This window comes from Bacillus sp. TH22 (assembly GCF_016651015.1).
GTDB lineage: Bacteria > Bacillota > Bacilli > Bacillales > Bacillaceae_G > Bacillus_A > Bacillus_A mycoides.
On record NZ_JAEKER010000002.1, the window covers coordinates 336,122 to 354,621 of the forward strand.

The following is an 18,500-nucleotide window of genomic DNA, read 5'->3' on the forward strand; positions in this document are numbered from 1 at the left end:
ACTTTTGTATAAAAGGTCGGTTATTTTTCTGTTTATATTTTGAAGTGAACCTTTGAAGCGGGAAAAGGTTCTTGAACTTAAAAAAGTAGGTATCTCAAATTTTGAGATAGAAGATATGAAGAAAGGGGAAAATCCATTATTGCGTGGTTTTGTAAAAACTTATCGGATGGTACTTATTTAGAATTGGATAAGCCATCGGGTACAGTGAAGAAAATCTATAATGATTGTAATACAATGCTTGAGGAAGCATTAAAAATAACCCTCCTTTAATATGGTGAGATATTCAAGATAGATATCTTTGAAATTCATGAATAAGAAGGTGCAAATATGAAGTTGTATTTTAAAGATATTGAGATAGGTGAAATTAAAGATGTTTTTGTAGATATGCCATGGATGTATGGAACAATCCGTTTATATGAGAATAGCAAAACGTTTCAAAAATATTTTCGCGAGATGGTAAACGAAGATAGTGCGTTTAACTTTGAAAGTATTGACCCTGAATTTCTGGATGACGAAAATTGGTCTGTTTTTGATGAGAGTGAGAAACAGTATTTGGGAATTGATATTCCTGCTATTCATATGGAAGATACAACAATTGCATGGCGTTGGAGATAAGAACTATGATCTTTTGCTAGTGGTTAAAGGACATTCACAAGCAGTAGTTGAGCTTCTTCGTATGGGAGAACTCGAACTATAAGAAAGAAGCCGACTTTTATACGAAGAGTAGGCTGTTTTTCTGTTAATCTTTTGAAGAAGCTGTATTTTTCAAAGAAACTTTAAAATAATAGTATAAAATGCTTGATAAATTGAAAGGGAAATATGAAAGGGTTGATTTTTAATGCATATACTAAAAAAATTAAATGAGATTTTTGTATTAGAAACCCAGGAGCCGCCAGCAACTAAAGAAGCCATTCAAGAATTAAAAAACTTTTCCTCAATAGATGTACCTTTTGATTATTTAGAGGTAATTCAACATAGTACTAATGCAGAATTTAATGTGAATAATGAAATATATATACGCATTTGGGGTCCAGCTGACTGTATAGAGATAAATGAAGCACATAATATTCAAAAGTATATACCAAATTCATTGGCAATTGGTGCAAATATTAAAACAGATGCAATGAAAATGGATATATCGATTCCAATGCTTATGGATGAAGGGAAAAAGGCTTTATATGTAAAAGCGAATAATGTAAAATCACTATTACAATTAGCTGGCATTCCTGGTGATAGTTTTTCTACTCTAGAAGGAAAAGTTATCAAAATGGATATGAAAGATTTAGGAGAAGTAGATACAAAAGAATCTACGAAAATCCAAGAGAAAGTACAGAAATCGTTATTAGATGCAATCAAAGCGCTTCCTGAAGACAACTTTACAAAAGAAAAAGATGTATATACTGTGAAATTAACAGGTAAAGATTTAAAAGCAGTGATTGAAAAGGTATTTGATGAAATGTCTACAATGAAAAACTTCACTGGAACAAAACAAGAAATTGCAGACTTTAAGAAAGAATTGGAAGGTGCAAACCTTGGTAAATCTTCTGTTTCTTTAATTTATACAATGGATGGAAAAATAATTAAAAAACAGGATGCAGCAATTCATTTCGAAGCAAAAAATCCTAAAGATGAAAAAGAAACATTTAAATTTGATATGAATATTCATTCTGATATCAAATCTATCGATAAACCAATCAAATTCACATTCGATACTTCTGAAAAGAACATTGTTCCAATGGATGAGTTGCAAAAAATGATTGGTGAATTTATGAATCAATTCATGATGAATGGTGAAATGGATGGCGGGAAAGTAACTCCTTTTCAACCAGCTCCAACAGAACCTGCAGCATAAAAAATACCCCTTAAGGGGCATAGCCACATCGCTATCAAGCTAATAAAAAGAAATGCCCCCTAGAATGAAAAAATACGCTATTCTTTCTGTAGAATCATAGGAAAGGATGGCGTTTTTTATGTCTGTTTCTGTGTATGACGAATTACAACTATTTGCTCAAGAGATTCAAAGTTTTTTATCTCCAAATACCTTACGGGATCTTGCTAGAGATGTTGGCTTTGTACAACGAACCAGTAAGTACCAAGCAAAAGATTTAGTAGCTTTATGTGTATGGTTGAGTCAAAATTTAGCTATGACTTCTTTAACTCAGTTATCTAGCTGTTTAGAAGCATCAACAGAAGTACTCATCAGTCCTGAGGGACTGAATCAGCGGTTTAATAAGGCGGCCGTCCAACTTTTACAACACCTACTAGTCGAACTACTAAGCAAAAAATTGGCCGCATCTATGCCGATTTCTTCTCCATACACTTCTGTTTTCAAGCGTATTCGTATTTTAGATTCAACTGCATTTCAACTTCCAGATCTTTTTTCGTTTGTTTATCCAGGTGCAGGAGGATGCAGCCATACAGCGGGAGTAAAGATTCAGCTTGAGTATGATTTATTAAGTGGACAGTTCCTTCATATTCATACAGGTCCAGGTAAACAACATGATCGAACCTACGGTTCCCTGTGTGCCCCAACTGTAACAGCGAATGATTTATGTATCCGAGATTTAGGTTATTTCCATTTGAAAGATCTTCAACATATACAAGATAAAAAGGCTTATTATATCTCACGTATCAAATCGAATACACGTATTTATCAAAAAAATCCTAATCCTGATTATTTTCAAGATGGCAGAATCAAGAAAGGTACAGAGTATATCCAGATAGATATGGAGGTTTTAATGAACTCTCTTCAACCAGGACAAACATATGAAATATCCAACGCTTATGTAGGAATGACGGATAAAGTCCCAACTCGTGTGATTATTCATCGACTAACAAAAGAACAACAACAAAAACGATTACAAGATCAAACTGTAAGAGAAAAAAAGAAAGGAATGAAGTATTCTGCTCGTAGTAAACGACTTAGCGGTATCAATGTATATATGACAAATACCTCTAAAGATATTGTCCCGATGGGGCAGGTGCATGATTGGTATTCTTTACGTTGGCAAATCGAGATTTTATTTAAAACGTGGAAATCATTCTTTCATATTCATCATTGTAAAAAGATAAAACGAGAACGATTGGAATGCCATTTGTATGGAAAACTGATTGCCATTCTACTCTGTTCTTCTACCATGTTTCAAATGCGGCAATTACTTCTTATGAAAAAGAAACGAGAACTGAGTGAATATAAGGCCATATATATGATTAAAGATTACTTTCTTCTTCTTTTCCAAGCTATACAGAAAGACACCCAAGAGCTATCAAAGATTCTAATTCGCCTGTTCAACCTCCTACAGCAAAACGGGAGAAAATCTCATCGATATGAGAAGAAAACAGTCTTTGATATATTAGGTGTCGTTTACAATTGTACCATGTCTGATAATCAAGCGGCTTAATTCAAAAAAATGAAACCCGTTAGGGTTTATTTTTGTTAACTATAGAATATAAGCTTTCCTATTTGACATATTCAAATAGGATTTCAATATATATTTTTTTAGAGGTATGTTGAAGTGAATTTTGATATTCTTGAGTTATACCAATATGCTTTTCTACCAATTTTTAAAAGACACATAAAGAAACGATAACCCGTGCTTGACATTTTCTTTTACGTTAAATCATTCTTGCCTCATGTGCAAGTGATTCTAAAATAAAGGTATTAAAAGACTTTAGGCTAACTAAATAGTGTGAAAATAAGTGTAGGAGGAGAGTGAGAGTAATAAGGTTCTGGTGCAAGAAATCTATAAAACTTGAACATACTGATACTAGTACTCTAGAAAGGATGTAATCAGTGTGGAAAAGCAAAATCTATTCAAGTGGAAAGATTATCAACCAGATATTATTCTATTAACCACGAGATGGTACCTACGGTACAATCTAAGTTTCCGTGATTTGGTGGAAATGATGGAGGAACGAGGCTTATCTATAGCACACACAACCATTATGCGTTGGGTACATCAATATGGTCTTGAGTTGGATAAGCGAATTCGACGTTACCTCAAACAAACGAATGAATCATGAAGAGTGAACGAAACGTACATCAAAGTAAAAGGACAATGGATGTATTTGTATCATGCAGTCGATTCAGATGGGAATACTATTGACTTTTTATTTAGTAAAACGAGAGATGTCAAAGTAGCTAAGCGCTTCTTGAAAAAATCCAGCCTCTCGTAAGGCGATTGTCATGAGAGGATAACCGTATTCCTTGTGTTTTATGTGAATTGCTTGAATCTGTTCATGCAATGTATTATCCTTTTTGACTACATGTTGAACGCCACTTATAGTAGCTAGAGCGATTTAACTGCGCAATGACGACAAGCCAGGTTACTTTGTACCGAGAACGTAGTTCTTCAATAATCTCGTACTTAGCCGTTTGAGCAAGAACATCTCCTATAGATTTGGATACTGCTTTTTTAAGTAAGTCACTTGCGCCTTGTAGTATTCCAACTCTTCTTCCATACTATCGAACTTCGTACGAGGACGACCTTTTAAGAGTTTTTTTTAAGCCGTTATTACCACCATTTTTTGCCCCCGCAAGTCTGAAATATCACCTATTTTTTGATATTTCCGGACCCAATTCATTAACTGTGTTCTACTTCTAAGCTTATATTTCTTCGCTATAGCTGATTGGCTACCCTCACCATTTAAATAATTTTTTACAACTTGTATCTTTAATTTATCTGAATAAGTTTGAAATTTATCCCCTTTTTTAACCATAATAAAATCCCCTTCAAGTAAAAGTGTAACATCCATGTGTATTCATGGTCTTTTTACACTGTCTACCTTAAGGGGATAATATCAACCAGTCAGTTCAAAATCAGAATAAATTCATTCATCAAGTATTTGATCTTATAGTATAAGGGGAGATCCCGTTAGAGATTTATTGTTGTTTTTGTTCTTTATTATATATTTACACCAGAATCTAGTAGACCCTTTATTTTTATTTTGCATCAACAACATCCATAAATTTAAGAGTAATCCTGTTATAAAAAGCATCTGTACATATAATAGAACAATTCAATGGATCAATATCAGTCACGGTCATGTAGTTAGTAAGCAGATAGCCATCTTCGTAATATGTAATCAATATTTCTTCTTCGGAAAGCAATGAGCATAATAATAAGTTTTCAATAAGTTCTTTTTCTTCTGGTGTTAATATTGGACGCGTTATTTTATTTTTTTCTTTAATGATCTCACGGATACCAGCAAATTGTTCCGGCATCGCAGCAAATGGAGTCCATTTTACCATTCCTCTTCCTTTTGGCATATTAGTGTTGTTCATGATTTATGTCCTCCTAACAATGTGTTTCTATATCTTGCTGTAGCACTATTTGTATAAGAAACTCCTCGTAATATGCTGTTCTTGCCAAATTTAGTGCGTATTTCATCCATCACCTTAGTTAATTTTATTTCTTTTTCCCGTTGCATGATGTTATCGAAAAGAGAGATTTGTTCTTCGCCTTCATTGATTAAGTTGGTTAAAGAAACATTAATTGATCTAATGGGTTCACCTGTATATAACTCATGTAAAAAGTATGTACATATTCGATAAATATCCATTGTTAAATTGGTAGGTCGGTTTAAAGTGTGAGTTTTCCTGAAACCGCCAGCATAATTTTTACTATAACCAATAGAAAATTGTATGGTTTGAGCAAGTTTATTATGTCTTCTTAGCCGATAACAAACTTCCTCGATATGTTCCAGAAGGATAATCGGAAATTCTTCTATTGTGTAATTACGCATGAGTATTTGACTTTTACCAATTGAAGTTGTTGCTGGTATGTATTTTTCTGCAATGCGGCTAAAATCAATACCGTTGCTATGTAAGTGTAATTCTTCGCCCAAAATTCCAAAACTTTGTTTTAAGTATTTGAGCGGGTATTGCGCTAAGTCTCCAATTGAATGTATTCCTTTTCGATTTAACTTAACTTCTGTTTTACTCGAAATTCCCCAAAACTTACTAAGTGGTCGTATCGGCCATAATTTTATGGGGACATCTTCGTACTTCCAATATGCGACGCAGTCTTTTGTCTTCTTCGCTTCCACATCTAAAGCGATCTTGCTCATTAAAGGATTAGGTCCAATCCCAATCGTGCATTCAATTCTTGTTTTCTCATATATTTCACGTTTGAATTTCAGCGCAAATTCATAAGGTTCATTCGCAAACAGATGGATACTATTTGTAATATCCATAAAGAATTCATCGATGCTGTATTGGTGAAAATCTTCAATAGGAACATATTGTAGAGCTAATTTCGTTATGTAATTTGAGCATTTTATATAAGTTCCCATGATTGGATTTACCACAAGAATGTCTTTACGCCGTGGTATTTCGTACAACCTTGCCATTTTTTTAACGCCTAATGCCTTTAGTGGTGGTGTTGCAGCCAAAACAATAGAGCCATTTCTGTTCACATCTCCTACTACAGCTAATTTGGTATGTAGTGGGTCTAATCCCATCTTGATGCAACTAACTGAAGCATAAAAGCTTCGAAGATCTACACATAAAACAATTCGATTCGGCAAAATTGAGTAGTCATACACCTTTACGCCTCCTTAACGATAAGAACATCTGTTCTTATTATACACGAATATACGTTCTCTTATGAAGGGGTTTTTATAAAAAAATAAAACTGACTCTAGTTAGCCAGTTTTTACATATCCCAAAAGTCGGTAGATTTAACGTTTGGTTTTATTTGCCTAATAACTTTTAAAATCTTTTTCATTACAGTTGGACTAGGTATGTATTCTTTATCATTGCACGCCTTTGAAACTGTAGGACGACTTAATTTCGCGATCTTTTCTAAATCATTTTGGGTGAAGCCATTCCGATCTAAAAAATCACCTAATTTCGTTCGGTTTTTCCCTCCGAATTTCCAAAACACTTAAATCCCTCCTGAACCTATTTTCAACATTGTGGACATAAATGTAAAAAACTATTCGCATAGACGGCAAAAGTTTTTTACATAATGTACAAGCTGTCCACAATATGATGTATCAAAGCAGCTACCACGGTATTTATTAAGGTAGAAGAATACGAGGTTACCAAAGTAAGTTGCGAATGATTACCATAGTATTTATCAAGATTTCTACCAAGGTAAAACTACCACGGTATTAAGTAGATGAAGCTATGTAATATCTACATTCTAAATTCTGTTTATAAAGGGGGCATTTAAATGCGTGCTAGGAAAGAAACAATTCCTTTTCGCAAATTTATGGATCGGTCATACAAAGATAAAGAAAAGAAAATTCGTAAATACAATTCATTAAGTCCTTTCGCATTCCTTCATATGTCGGATCAGGTATTACATACTTACATTGCATTAGGAGTTATGGGAACGATTTTAATCGGAGCAGTCATGTTAGAAAAATACTTGGTGCGACATGACTATATATCAGCAGCTAAATTTGTAAGTGAAGGTATTTATCACGGAACGCGAATTGGTGGAGTTTGTTTGATTGGATATGTATTTGTTCGTATCGTAATCATGTTTTAAGGAGGGAAGGGAGTAATGGGGATTATAAAGGAGTGGGTTCGTACGCAAAGGTTAAGGAATCAGCTTATGGAGGTGTTCGGAAAAGCAGGTTTATATACGGAACATCAAACGCGTGGGGGAAAAGTGCCTATTTATCCAAAGGTACATAATGTTTCTTCTTCAGCAGAAAGCGTGAGGTATGTTTTTACCATACCAAACGGATTAGATCCACAGAAGATTGAAAAGAAGTGGTTTTGTTTTCAGCAAATATTAGGACGGAATCTTACGATTGAAGGGGATGTGAAAAAGTTTGTACTACATGTATTCCGTTCAGATGCTGGACTAAAACCATACAATTACTGTTATAAAGAATGGCAGCCCTTATTAAAAGGGTACCGTCTTCCTGTTGTGGTTGGCCGGGATCAATTTGGAAAAACGATTACGTACGATATGGTTGATTCCAATACACCACACTTATTAATAGCAGGTGAAACGGGAAGCGGGAAAAGTAGTATGGTACGTGTTGTACTATCCACACTCATTCAATATATGTCTCCTGATACGTTGCATTTGTATCTTGGAGATTTAAAAAACTCTGAATTTCATTTCTTGCGAAGAGTGAAGCATGTAAAAGAAGTTTGTATGGAAGAAATTGAAATGAAAATAATGCTTCAAAAGATGTGGAAGGAAATTAGAGAACGAAGAAAACTTATGGAAGAATATGAGGTTGATCATATTGATGCGTACAACAAGTTAAATCCAGATCATCAAAAACCATATATTCTACTTGCTATTGATGAAGTGGCCATGCTAAAAGATGAAAAAGAGTGTATGACTACAATTGAAAAGATTTCAGCAGTCGGCCGATCACTTGGGGTGTTTCTTATGCTTAGTATGCAGCGGCCAGATGCGAAAGTGTTGGATGGTAAGTTAAAGCTAAATATGACCGTTAGAATCGGCTTTAAATGTGATAGTGCAATTAATAGTAATATCATGGGTACTCCTGGTTCAGAGCATTTAGAGCAATCTGGCCAAATGATTTTAAAACGAAATGGATTAAAGAAAGTGCAAGCTCCTTATTTGGAATTAAGTAAGGCGAAACAAATTGTTGAACCGTATCGCATGTCTAAAGGAGAGAGGATACTCCATAATTCTTTGCAGGAAGAAATGCCGCTATTTGGGGTGTTAGATGATGAAGAGTAGAGATAAAGGAATCCTGAATGATTTGAATCGATTTAGATGCATGTCCCGTGACGATATTATTGACTTGCATTTTCAAGGCTTAAAGAATGCGGTAACTTGTTGTAATACGGTTATGAAACGATTAAGAAGAGACGGCTATGTTGATGCTAACGTATTGCAGCACCCATACATTTATTTTCCACAACCCAGTTCTATCAGAAAAACGAGTCAAAAAATCCCTCATTTCCTTGGTATTGTGGACGTATACAAACAACTCGTTCATTATGAAAATCCTAAACTATTCCAAGTTGAACCAAAGTATAGGAAAGAATATATGGAGCCGGATGCTTTTACAATATGGCGTAGATCGCCATTCTTTATTGAAGTTCAAAAGTCAGTGTACAGTAAAAAGCTAATGCAAGATAAGATAAATAGATATGAGTTATACTTCCATAACCAAGAATGGCATAATGAATATTGGCAACCGAAAGCTTCTAAATTCTTTCCTTCAATCCTTATCATTACTGACAAACATTACGACGTTCAATCTCCTTATTTCCGTATATTCCAGGCGAATTCTATAGAAAATTTTATGAATAATTTAACAGTGAAATCATAAAGAAAGCCTGCATAGTGCAGAGCTTTTTTCTTTTTGATAATCTATTAAGCCGTTTGTGATGCTGATTGTTAGAAGGTGGTAAATCTTCTTCTGGAATGATATCTCCATAATTAATAATTTGTACAATAACCTCTCCATTATCACTATATCCATTCATATCAACAAGTTGTCCCACATATCCGTTTGTACCAATATCTTTTTAAAGTACTCTAAAAAATGCACTTTATCTTATCTTTATCTTATCTTTACTTTATTTTTAAATTTCTATATTAAACTTTAAACCTAAAGGAAATGAATTTGAGTCTAAAAAGGGGCAGGGAAATAGATGATTATTACATCTTTTGTAAATAACCAACCACCATTGAAAAATGGAATTTCTTATACGAGGAGGAATATATGAAGAATACGAGTAAAAAACAAATTATTATATTATTCTTTATTAGTATTTTAGGTTTAGGAACAATGCTTGGAATACTATATTTTAATCATAAAACTAATATTCAACAAAATAAAGCGCTCGCTACCGAAAAACGTGTATTGCAATATGAGCCTACCTTGAAAAAAGAATTAGAAAAATATAATTTAGGAGGGAAAACAGCAGTTTTATTAGGAATTATGTACCAAGAGAGTAGAGGTGAGGGAAACGACCCTATGCAGTCATCTGAATCACTTGGATTAAAGCCAAATGAAATTCAAGAGACAAGCTTGAGCATTAAACAAGGGGTAAAACACTTTGCTAAAATGTACAAATATGGAACGGAAAAAGATGTTAGCATGGATACAATTATTCAAAGCTATAATATGGGGCCAGGGTATATTGATTTTATTGCTAGTCAAGAAGTTAAACAACACTCGGAAGATTCGGCCAAAAAGTTTTCTAAGATGAAAGTTAATCAAAACCCAGCGATGTACACTTGTGGTGGAAATAAAAATAATTTTAGGTATCCATATTGTTATGGTGATTTCACATATGCCACAAAGGTGAATGAAAAAACAATACTTATTGAAGAACTTCTTCGAAATGTACATGACTCTTCTAAATAAGCTGTATAATGATACCGTCGGTTTTGGTGCAAAAATAGAATAAAAGATAATAAAGCGCATAGATTCCTAACGGAATCGTATCTTATGCCGCAAGCCCAAACAATTGATGGATGAATTCTTTTTGATTTTGGACAGACTGGTCCCGTAAATCAACCTGTTCTTTTTTAATCATATGCATGACTTCTACTCCAGAAAGAATGGATGTAGCTGTGTCAAAACATTTGAACCCTAGCATAGAACGAATTCGCTTCTTTATAAAACGATGATCTTGTTCTACTATGTTATTCAAGTACTTTTGTTGTCTAAGTCGCATACCACCAGGTATGCTTTTTTCTTTTTTCAACTGTTCAATTGCAATAGGATAAGCTGGATTTTTATCGACTGTTATAACAGGAGGTTTTGAAACATGAAAAGACTGCAAGGCCTTCTTGAAAAAGTGCTTTGCAGCCTTCTGGTCTCTTGTTTTGCTTAGGTAAAAATCGATTGTATTTCCTTTTGAATCAACAGCACGATACAGGTACATCCATTGACCTTTTACTTTGATATATGTTTCATCGACTCTCCAGGAGTCATTTGTTTGTTTAAGGTGACGTCGGATTCGTTTGTCCAATTCAGGATCGTACTGATGAACCCAACGCATAATCGTTGTATGAGAAATGGATAAGCCCCGTTCCTCCATCATTTCCACTAAATCACGAAAACTGAGGTTGTACCGTAGGTACCCTCTTACCGTTAACAAAATAATATCAGGCTGATAATGTTTCCATTTGAATACATATTCCTTTTCCATACCAATCACGCACCTTCTTTAGATTAGTAGTATCAGTATGTCCAAGATTTGTAGATTTATTGCAATTGTCCTGAAGTTTTTGCACCAGAACCTCTTTTAAGGCAGCCATGTTGAATCCTCCAATTATTAATTGTTTAATATAATGAAAAAAGGACAAACCTAGTCCTGTTAGGGATATATAGGTTTGTCCTTTAGTATGTGGGGTAATGATATGTTTAATTACCATTATTATAACTGAATTTACAAATATTTTCAATTAGGTCTGACATCGTATTAACAGGCATACTAGTAATATTAAAATCTATTATAAATATATATCTTATATATTAAAAAGAAATAAAGATAAAACTTTTATAGGTTATCAAAAATAGGGAATAGACTTACTCCCACAAGGGAAAATTTGATATAAGAGCATAAAAAATCATAAATTGTAGAAAATGTTTCCGTAGATTCAAGGATTAATAGACTTTCAATTCTACAAAAAAGCATAAAGAAAATTATATGTTTCTACATGAAATCGGAAAGAAATTGATACAGATTACATTATATTTATTCAACCATGTAAACAGGGCGGATTTTCATTATTTTGGTAAATGGAGTAGTATTCATCGAAGAAATATCCACAATTTGTCCAGATAAAGCTGCTATTTGTTAACATTATTCAGTATTTACACATAATCCACACTATTATTGATGATTTTTATTAGATGGATTGAACGGCACTAGTATTTTCAAGGCTATTGGGAAAATATTATTCACATTTGATCATATTTGTCCTCATATCCACTGTTTTTTATAATTTTCCTTCCGATTTTTTGTAGGTATAGTAGGATAGGTTTTACTTCAGAAGAAGAATACTCCCTAGTGTTATGTGGAGAGTTATGTATAGATAGAAGAAAATTTGTATAGAAGTGCATAAAAAAAGACTCCATTTTACATGAAGTCCTTCTGATTTGGTATTTATAAATAGAGTAGTAGAAAAGGGTTACTAATAAAACAAACACGAATAGCCCTCTACTTTCGATTTTTTCAAAAATAGAGAGCTCGTTGCTATTATTTTATTTCCATTGCGGTTAGCACCTGATCTGGAGCTGTTATTGTTACATCAGCACGTACTAAACGTTCGAATGTCCGCATAAACTCTAGTAAATTAAACTGTTTTGGTAGCTCAATAACACGAAGTTTTTCTTGTGGCAGCTTATCAATTGCCTCGATAAACCATTCACGTACATCACTTGGAATCGTGCGTTCTTTATGGCCACGAACTTTTAATTTTTCACGCATTTCAATTTCTAAAGCGATATATGCATGGAGATTCACTCCCTGATCATATGCATATTTTCTAAATAACGTTTCTTCCTGGTATTTTAGGTAATTACGGTGATAAGATTCTTCCGTCACTGGTACCGCAAACTTCTGCTTTAGTAGTGCATGCACATTTTTAAACATCTTCTTAATGTTGCGAAGAGAGTACATGGAATAATGTAGACCAAAATTAAAGACAGCTTGTTCACGGTCACTATTTCTCTCTTTTGGTACATGTTGCACAATAAGAGGGTAGATGCCTTCTTTCGCCGCAGTATCAAGAATTTGATATTGAGATGTTTGATGCAATAATTTTTTCAATGTATATACAATTTTCGTTGGATATCCTTCTTTTCGATCAACCATGTCACGAAGTCCACGAATCACACCACGAATTTGACGATGACAAGTATGCTTTAAAACATGAACGAATTTATTCATGTCTGAAGACAGTTCACCGATATTCATTTCTTGTAGGACTGATTCAATAAATTTCGCTTTACGAGCATAGGTAGCTTTTGGTGTAAATGGATCCCTGTGTTGCTCTTCTCCAGATTCTTTCGTACATAAGAAGTCTGAATGGATAGATAGATATAAGGTTGTATATCGTTTTGTATGCTTTACACCTTTTTGCATTTTGCAAATTTTGAATAGGGGATTCTCCGTACACGGTAATGCAGTTGTTAATTCTTCGATAACCGCACGGATCTGGTGCGGATATTTTTTATGTAAGAAACGATACATCCCACCAAAGTGAGTTTTGTTACCTCTTTCATCCTGCTTGTCCAAAGAACGCTTTAACGTTGTTTCTGTATGTTGTTGCATAGCAATGTCTAAGAATAGTTTCTTAGCTGCTACAGATAGCTTGAAGAAAGCCTTTGTAAATACAACAGGACTAATATATACGTATGGATTTGTCTTTTCTGTTTCTTCATTCATAAAATGAGTAAGTTTGATTGTATAGCGGCCATCTACGCCATTTTCGATAGCGATTATGTTATGTATGCTTAATTTCTTTAGAGCGATATAGAATTGTGAGTGCTGGATATAAGCAAATTCTTCTTTATATTGCTTGTAATCTTCCCACATCATATGTATCGTTACATTTGGAATGACACCATTTGTATAACATTTCTTATGTAGATATAAGAACACTTCAAGATCTGCATTCGTAATACCATATAATTTATGTTTTCTTCCTGTTTTCTCTGCAAGTGCAGACATTGCACGACGTGAAAAAGATGGTTTAGCTTGTTCGACAAAGCCTTCTACATCCGCAATACGTTCTTCGTATGTCATGTGCTGCAGAATATCTTCTAAATATGTATCTTTATAGCTGTAGTACTTCTTTTCAAATGCTTCTACAAACTTTTGCCAAGACTTTAGTGTTACTAAAACTGCATTTGTTGTTTCACCATTTAAGCTACGCTGATTTTGAATAATAAATGATTTCCCCATCTTTTTCACCTCCGTTCTACAAATTCAGAAATATATGCTAAAAGACTATAAAATATACCAATTATGATTATAGCAAATCGAAAAATGGTGAAAGGTGCTCCTTTAAGAAGAAAAATAGCAACTTGCAACAGCCTCTAAAGGCAAGTGTATCAAGGGATTGGAGAATTCTACTGATTTTTTTTGTGTTAAGGATACCGCAAACGTGTTGCAAGTTGAATTATATGTAAATGAATAAGTAAAGAAACACCTAACCCCTTGATATATAAGGGATTTAAGTGGAAATGCCAAAAAAATAAGGGTAAGGATACCGCAAACATGTTGCAAGTTAAGAAGTACGCCTATTAACCGTAAATTATACCGATTATCGTTGATATGATAGGTTTTATTAGAGTTTTATGAATTGCGATAGGGTAAGGATACCGCAAACAGTGTTGCATCTTATGAAAAAATAAGGGTAAGGATACCGCAAACGTGTTGCAAGTTGAGTTATATGTAAATGAATAAGTAAAAAACATCTAATCCCTTGATATATAAGAGATTCGAGTGAAAATGCCAAAAAAGTTAGGGGAAGGATACCGCAAATATGTTGCGTTTTATTTGTATAACTTGTTGTAAATATAAAAAACACACTTAAAAATTTTAAACTAGAACGATTTTGTGTGTAATGTATTAGGTTGAGAAAAGATTGTACTGTTGCAAGTTGGACGAAGTAGGGTAAGGATACCGCAAACGTGTTGCAAGTTGTAGAGTTAAGGAAAGAAAAGCGCAAAAGGAATGCAAGTAAAGAGGAATAGGGAAAAGAAAGAGCAAACGTGTTGCAAGTTGTAGAGTTAAGGAAAGAAAAGCGCAAAAGGAATGCAAGTAAAGAGGAATAGGGAAAAGAAAGAGCAAACGTGTTGCAAGTTGTAGAGTTAAGGAAAGAAAAGCGCAAAAGGAATGCAAGTAAAGAGGAATAGGGAAAAGAAAGAGTAAACATGTTGCAAGTTGTAGAGTTAAGGAAAGAAAAGCGCAAAAGGAATGCAAGTAAAGAGGAATAGGGAAAAGAAAGAGCAAACATGTTGCAAGTTGTAGAGTTAAGGAGAAGAAACAGCAAAACCTTTTAATTATCTGTTACAATAAATTAAATATAATAGTAGTAAAGATTTTTATGATGAAAACTACTTTGTTGTGATCCATGGTTTAGGGAGGAATATAAAGTGGATAACTTATTACAAATGTTCCGAGATGCATTGCTAATCTCTGAGCCAATTTATAAAACGAATGAGCCATTATGGAATAAATGGAATGCATACTTTAAAGATGTTAAAAACAATAATAATAAAGTACTAACCTCACCCTATGCTTCTCCATCATTTACTGCATTAGTATCTTGGTTAGAGAAAAAGCAAGAGTCCGGAGTTACATTAGTACAAATTTATGCAAAAATTGATTCTTATAAGGAAGAAATATATAAAGAAATTGAAGGATTTATAGAAAAAGAATTTCAAGATGTAGGACCTTCAAATTCCATAATATTAGAAAATGATCAAAATATAGATAAGACAAATATAGTGAACCATGAGGATTATTACGAAGTAAATAATTCTGCTGTTTATTATAAACTAAGAGATGGAATTGCAAAGAATCAATTTGAAGAAGATGAAAAAAGTAAAGTCCTACAGTATCCCATTGAAACGAAGTCTTCTAATGGTGTAGCTCAACTTTCTTCACACAAAGACGAGGATTTAAGACTTACAAACACTGAAGAATCAGCTCGATGGAATACCCTTGTTGATGATGTAATGAGTAATATGGATGATTTAACGGCAGACTGTTTAGATGCAATTACAATACAGTGGATAAATGAGGCAAAATCTCCAGATGAATTCATTGATTTTTCATATGAGCAAGTTTTAGAGATGTGCAATATTCCAAAGACAGTCGTCAAAAATAAAGAATATTATCGAGCGGAAGATAAAATTAAAATAGCAAAGAGAATTGCGGCTTTAGCAAGTATTTTTATCTATTTAAATGATGATAATGAGGTCGTAGTACTAAACGATCGTGATGACGATGGAGAACGAGTAGAATTAAAGCGTGAGGTTATTAAAAGGTTATTTGTTTTAGATTCGGTTGTATTGTGGAGACATAGTGTTACAAACGAATATATGGGGATTGAATCTTGTCGTATTAAGCCAGGTAGTTTTTTAACGAATTATTTATACGGATCAAATAATACAACAGCATTATTGTCAAAAAAAGCACTTGAATACAATAGTTATAGACATAAATATCATAAAAGGTTAATTCGATATTTAACATGGCAATGGAGAATTAGACAAATGTATTCATCATTGAAAAAGCCATATTCTATAGGAGGGGACAAGGGTTTACTATCAGTAATGGATATTCCAAAAGATTGGAAGCCGAATCGTATTAGAGAACAGTTAGAAAATGTTCTAATGGATTTAGAAAATGAAAAAGTAATCTCTCATTGGCAGTATAGTGATCCTCTGGATGAACAACAAATTGGGAAACGTAACTGGTTTAAAAATTATTACTCTAACTTAGGAATAACTATTTTACCGCCTGAGGAAATGTTACAGTCAATGGATAGGGGAATAGGAAAGAAAGTTATAGAGGAACCACAAGAACAATTACCTGTAGTGACAGTTGTTGAAGAAGTTAAAGAGACTGTAGAACCAGTCGAACAAAGAGAGAAGAAAATCCGTGATCAAATATTGAAAGTGCATAATGAAAAACATGTAAGTATTCGAGAAATAGCTGATGAAGTTAGTATTTCTCCATCGACGTTATCTAGATTTTGTAATCATAAAACAAAACGATTGTCTAAAAAAGCATTAGAAAAGTTAACGAAATGGTGTGAGAGACAAGAAATACTAGAAAAAATGTAATGTAGACTAAAAACTACTCTTAGAAATAGAGAAAATGAAAATACACATACATTATGTATGTGTATTTTACAGAGTGTTGGGAAACCCTTTAGGGTTCCCAACACTCTGGCATCTTTTTTGGTTTTAGTGAAAGAAAACAACATAAAATAATAAAATTTAGAAAAATAGCCCTCCACCAACCCCTTTTTGGTTAAGTGGAGGGCTATTTTTTCATGTTTTGACAAGCGGCGGTGAGGTAAGCCTGCATTTGGACAGACTTCAGCCCTCGAAACCGAGCGTATCGATAGCCATGTAGTTCTTTAGCGTCTGCAAAGCTTCGCTCTATAGTTGAACAGCGTACTCCATATGGAGAACCAGTAAAAGTAAATGCTATGGTTAATAATAATCTGTATTCTCCTGTGACAGAACAAGTTCGTGCTAGTCGTGCCATTGAAAATATACGTTTTCTTTCTGAAAAAATTGGTCCACGGCCAAGTGGAACTATGCAAGAACATAGAGCAGCTAAATACATTGGAGATACATTGCAGAAATTAGGGTATGAGGTTGAATATCAAGCACTTCCTGTACCTGATCAATATATTGGAAGTATTTCTTTTAGTATGTATGGGGAAAAAGATTGGCAGGTTGGGGCAGCATCTAATGCATTTATATCTAAAAATCCGGTGGTTGGCTCGGTAGTTTTTATAGGAAAAGAGACCAATATTAATAGTTTATCTGAGTCAATCCATGGGAAAATAGTATTATTAGAACAAGCCGATACTATTGAAAAATATAATGAACAGGTTGAGCATGTAGCGATAAAGGGAGCAAAAGGTGTGTTGTTATATAGTACGATTGGGGATAGAGGGAACTATGGAGAAGCTTTTAATCCAGTTTTAAAAAAGAAACAATCGATACCTGTATTTGGACTTGCCTATAATCAGTGGATTAGAATGAAAGAAAAATTATTACATAATCAAAATGTAGTCAGTTTAAAGGCAAAGCAAGAAGTAAATTTACGCTCATTAAATGTTATTGCGAAAAAAAAGCCTAAACATACGACAGGTGATGAGGAAGTAGCAATAATGAGTGCTCATTATGATAGTGTTATCGGGGCACCTGGAGCAAACGATAATGCTTCTGGAGTAGGGCTTTTATTAGAGTTGGCTTACAATTTTAAGGATATAGAGACTAATAAAGAAATTCAATTTATTGCTTTTGGAGCGGAAGAAAATGAATCTTTAGGAGCTTATCATTATGTTAATCAGTTATCTGATAAAGACAAAACACGTATTCGAGGAGTGTTTAATGCAGATATGATTGCAACAAGTTATCATCAGGCTAAGGATTTATATGCAATGACGTTAGATGGCTCTCAAAATGAAGTAACAAATACTGCTGTAGCTACTAGTAAAGAATTGGGGAAATCGGTTGTATTAACTGGAAAGTTTGATTCTAGTGATCATGTACCATTTAATCAAGCTGGAATTCCCTCTGCTTTATTTATTTGGATGGATGTAGAGAGTTGGGATCCTCTTATTTATCATGTTGAAAGGGTTTTCCATACACCTCAAGATACCGTATTAGAAAACATCTCGGCTCAACGTATGCAAGATGCACTGGAGATTATTGGTACGAGTTTATATTATTTTATCAAAAGATAAGTATTTTTATGAATTGGTAGTTTATTTTGCTAAATTTAGATTTTGGTAAAAGTGCTATAAAGCTCTTTACGTAATAAAAAATATACA

Annotated in this window: 16 protein-coding genes and 3 pseudogenes; 11 read left to right on the forward strand and 8 right to left on the reverse strand. The window is 33.8% G+C overall.

Annotated features, from left to right (window positions below; translation table 11 throughout):
- Positions 1-126 precede the first annotated feature (126 nt).
- The 5 genes and pseudogenes from JFU18_RS29325 to JFU18_RS29350 all read left to right on the forward strand — a co-directional run.
- A pseudogene (locus JFU18_RS29325) lies at positions 127-270 on the forward strand (YrhA family protein); the annotation flags it as partial.
- 57 nt (positions 271-327) lie between these two features.
- Positions 328-615 (forward strand): hypothetical protein, encoded by a 288-nt coding sequence (locus JFU18_RS29330; protein WP_078177177.1) that lies wholly within the window; start codon positions 328-330, stop codon positions 613-615.
- A 223-nt stretch (positions 616-838) separates the two neighbouring features.
- Complete coding sequence (locus JFU18_RS29340; RefSeq protein WP_242483564.1) at positions 839-1,852, forward strand: SMI1/KNR4 family protein; 1,014 nt, start codon at positions 839-841, stop codon at positions 1,850-1,852.
- A gap of 118 nt (positions 1,853-1,970) precedes the next feature.
- Entirely contained in the window at positions 1,971-3,401 is a 1,431-nt protein-coding gene (locus tag JFU18_RS29345; protein WP_201035032.1) for an IS4 family transposase, read from the forward strand.
- Positions 3,402-3,795: 394 nt separating this feature from the next.
- Positions 3,796-4,164: pseudogene (locus JFU18_RS29350) on the forward strand (IS6 family transposase); the annotation flags it as partial.
- A 339-nt stretch (positions 4,165-4,503) separates the two neighbouring features.
- Here JFU18_RS29350 and JFU18_RS29355 read toward each other — a convergent pair.
- The 4 genes from JFU18_RS29355 to JFU18_RS29370 form a co-directional block, all read right to left on the reverse strand.
- Positions 4,504-4,719, reverse strand: coding sequence for a transposase (locus tag JFU18_RS29355; RefSeq protein ID WP_242483563.1), 216 nt, complete (start codon positions 4,717-4,719; stop codon positions 4,504-4,506).
- A gap of 223 nt (positions 4,720-4,942) precedes the next feature.
- The gene (locus JFU18_RS29360) at positions 4,943-5,284 is read right to left on the reverse strand and encodes a YolD-like family protein (protein WP_002144322.1); all 342 of its coding nucleotides are present in this window, start codon (positions 5,282-5,284) and stop codon (positions 4,943-4,945) included.
- On the reverse strand, positions 5,281-6,546 hold the full coding sequence (locus JFU18_RS29365) for a Y-family DNA polymerase (protein WP_201033467.1): 1,266 nt from the start codon (positions 6,544-6,546) through the stop codon (positions 5,281-5,283). Before JFU18_RS29365 ends, JFU18_RS29360 begins: the two co-directional genes overlap by 4 nt.
- Before the next feature lie 110 nt (positions 6,547-6,656).
- Entirely contained in the window at positions 6,657-6,887 is a 231-nt protein-coding gene (locus JFU18_RS29370) for a helix-turn-helix domain-containing protein (protein ID WP_201033466.1), read from the reverse strand.
- A 291-nt stretch (positions 6,888-7,178) separates the two neighbouring features.
- Here JFU18_RS29370 and JFU18_RS29375 point away from each other — a divergent pair, with 291 nt between their 5' ends.
- The 4 genes from JFU18_RS29375 (at position 7,179) to JFU18_RS29390 (ending at position 10,323) form a co-directional block, all read left to right on the forward strand.
- Complete coding sequence (locus JFU18_RS29375) at positions 7,179-7,499, forward strand: hypothetical protein (protein WP_002203240.1); 321 nt, start codon at positions 7,179-7,181, stop codon at positions 7,497-7,499.
- Positions 7,500-7,514: 15 nt separating this feature from the next.
- The gene (locus JFU18_RS29380; protein WP_201033465.1) at positions 7,515-8,681 is read left to right on the forward strand and encodes an FtsK/SpoIIIE domain-containing protein; all 1,167 of its coding nucleotides are present in this window, start codon (positions 7,515-7,517) and stop codon (positions 8,679-8,681) included.
- Between the two features lie 22 nt (positions 8,682-8,703).
- Complete coding sequence (locus JFU18_RS29385; protein WP_201033545.1) at positions 8,704-9,279, forward strand: replication-relaxation family protein; 576 nt, start codon at positions 8,704-8,706, stop codon at positions 9,277-9,279.
- Positions 9,280-9,675: 396 nt separating this feature from the next.
- Complete coding sequence (locus JFU18_RS29390) at positions 9,676-10,323, forward strand: lysozyme family protein (RefSeq protein ID WP_002144315.1); 648 nt, start codon at positions 9,676-9,678, stop codon at positions 10,321-10,323.
- 82 nt (positions 10,324-10,405) lie between these two features.
- Here the strand turns inward: JFU18_RS29390 and JFU18_RS29395 are convergent, their stop codons facing one another.
- From JFU18_RS29395 to JFU18_RS29405, 3 genes are all read right to left on the reverse strand, one after another.
- Positions 10,406-11,113, reverse strand: a complete 708-nt coding sequence (locus tag JFU18_RS29395) for an IS6 family transposase (protein ID WP_201035031.1) — start codon at positions 11,111-11,113, stop codon at positions 10,406-10,408.
- Entirely contained in the window at positions 11,070-11,222 is a 153-nt protein-coding gene (locus JFU18_RS29400; RefSeq protein ID WP_193339773.1) for a hypothetical protein, read from the reverse strand. Before JFU18_RS29400 ends, JFU18_RS29395 begins: the two co-directional genes overlap by 44 nt.
- A gap of 944 nt (positions 11,223-12,166) precedes the next feature.
- On the reverse strand, positions 12,167-13,876 hold the full coding sequence (locus JFU18_RS29405) for a hypothetical protein (RefSeq protein ID WP_201033463.1): 1,710 nt from the start codon (positions 13,874-13,876) through the stop codon (positions 12,167-12,169).
- Between the two features lie 1,196 nt (positions 13,877-15,072).
- Here JFU18_RS29405 and JFU18_RS29410 point away from each other — a divergent pair.
- The gene (locus tag JFU18_RS29410; protein WP_201033462.1) at positions 15,073-16,770 is read left to right on the forward strand and encodes a helix-turn-helix domain-containing protein; all 1,698 of its coding nucleotides are present in this window, start codon (positions 15,073-15,075) and stop codon (positions 16,768-16,770) included.
- 205 nt (positions 16,771-16,975) lie between these two features.
- On the opposite strand, the pseudogene JFU18_RS29415 reads toward JFU18_RS29410, so the two are convergent.
- Positions 16,976-17,116 (reverse strand): annotated as a pseudogene (locus JFU18_RS29415) (transposase); the annotation flags it as partial.
- Here JFU18_RS29415 and JFU18_RS29420 point away from each other — a divergent pair.
- Positions 17,094-18,413 carry a M28 family metallopeptidase gene (locus JFU18_RS29420; protein ID WP_374101408.1) on the forward strand — a complete coding sequence of 440 codons (1,320 nt, stop codon included), beginning with the start codon at positions 17,094-17,096 and terminating at the stop codon, positions 18,411-18,413. The pseudogene JFU18_RS29415 and the gene JFU18_RS29420 sit on opposite strands and share 23 nt — an antisense overlap.
- Positions 18,414-18,500: the final 87 nt, after the last annotated feature.

Bases quoted from the DNA above. Each gene is read 5' to 3' on its own strand.
- JFU18_RS29375 (WP_002203240.1), top strand. From the start codon at position 7,179: ATGCGTGCTAGGAAAGAAACAATTCCTTTTCGCAAATTTATGGATCGG.
- JFU18_RS29395 (WP_201035031.1), bottom strand. From the start codon at position 11,113: ATGGAAAAGGAATATGTATTCAAATGGAAACATTATCAGCCTGATATT.
- JFU18_RS29355 (WP_242483563.1), bottom strand. From the start codon at position 4,719: ATGGTTAAAAAAGGGGATAAATTTCAAACTTATTCAGATAAATTAAAG.
- JFU18_RS29360 (WP_002144322.1), bottom strand. From the start codon at position 5,284: ATGAACAACACTAATATGCCAAAAGGAAGAGGAATGGTAAAATGGACT.
- JFU18_RS29330 (WP_078177177.1), top strand. From the start codon at position 328: ATGAAGTTGTATTTTAAAGATATTGAGATAGGTGAAATTAAAGATGTT.
- JFU18_RS29345 (WP_201035032.1), top strand. From the start codon at position 1,971: ATGTCTGTTTCTGTGTATGACGAATTACAACTATTTGCTCAAGAGATT.
- JFU18_RS29405 (WP_201033463.1), bottom strand. From the start codon at position 13,876: ATGGGGAAATCATTTATTATTCAAAATCAGCGTAGCTTAAATGGTGAA.
- JFU18_RS29390 (WP_002144315.1), top strand. From the start codon at position 9,676: ATGAAGAATACGAGTAAAAAACAAATTATTATATTATTCTTTATTAGT.
- JFU18_RS29400 (WP_193339773.1), bottom strand. From the start codon at position 11,222: ATGGCTGCCTTAAAAGAGGTTCTGGTGCAAAAACTTCAGGACAATTGC.
- JFU18_RS29380 (WP_201033465.1), top strand. From the start codon at position 7,515: ATGGGGATTATAAAGGAGTGGGTTCGTACGCAAAGGTTAAGGAATCAG.
- JFU18_RS29340 (WP_242483564.1), top strand. From the start codon at position 839: ATGCATATACTAAAAAAATTAAATGAGATTTTTGTATTAGAAACCCAG.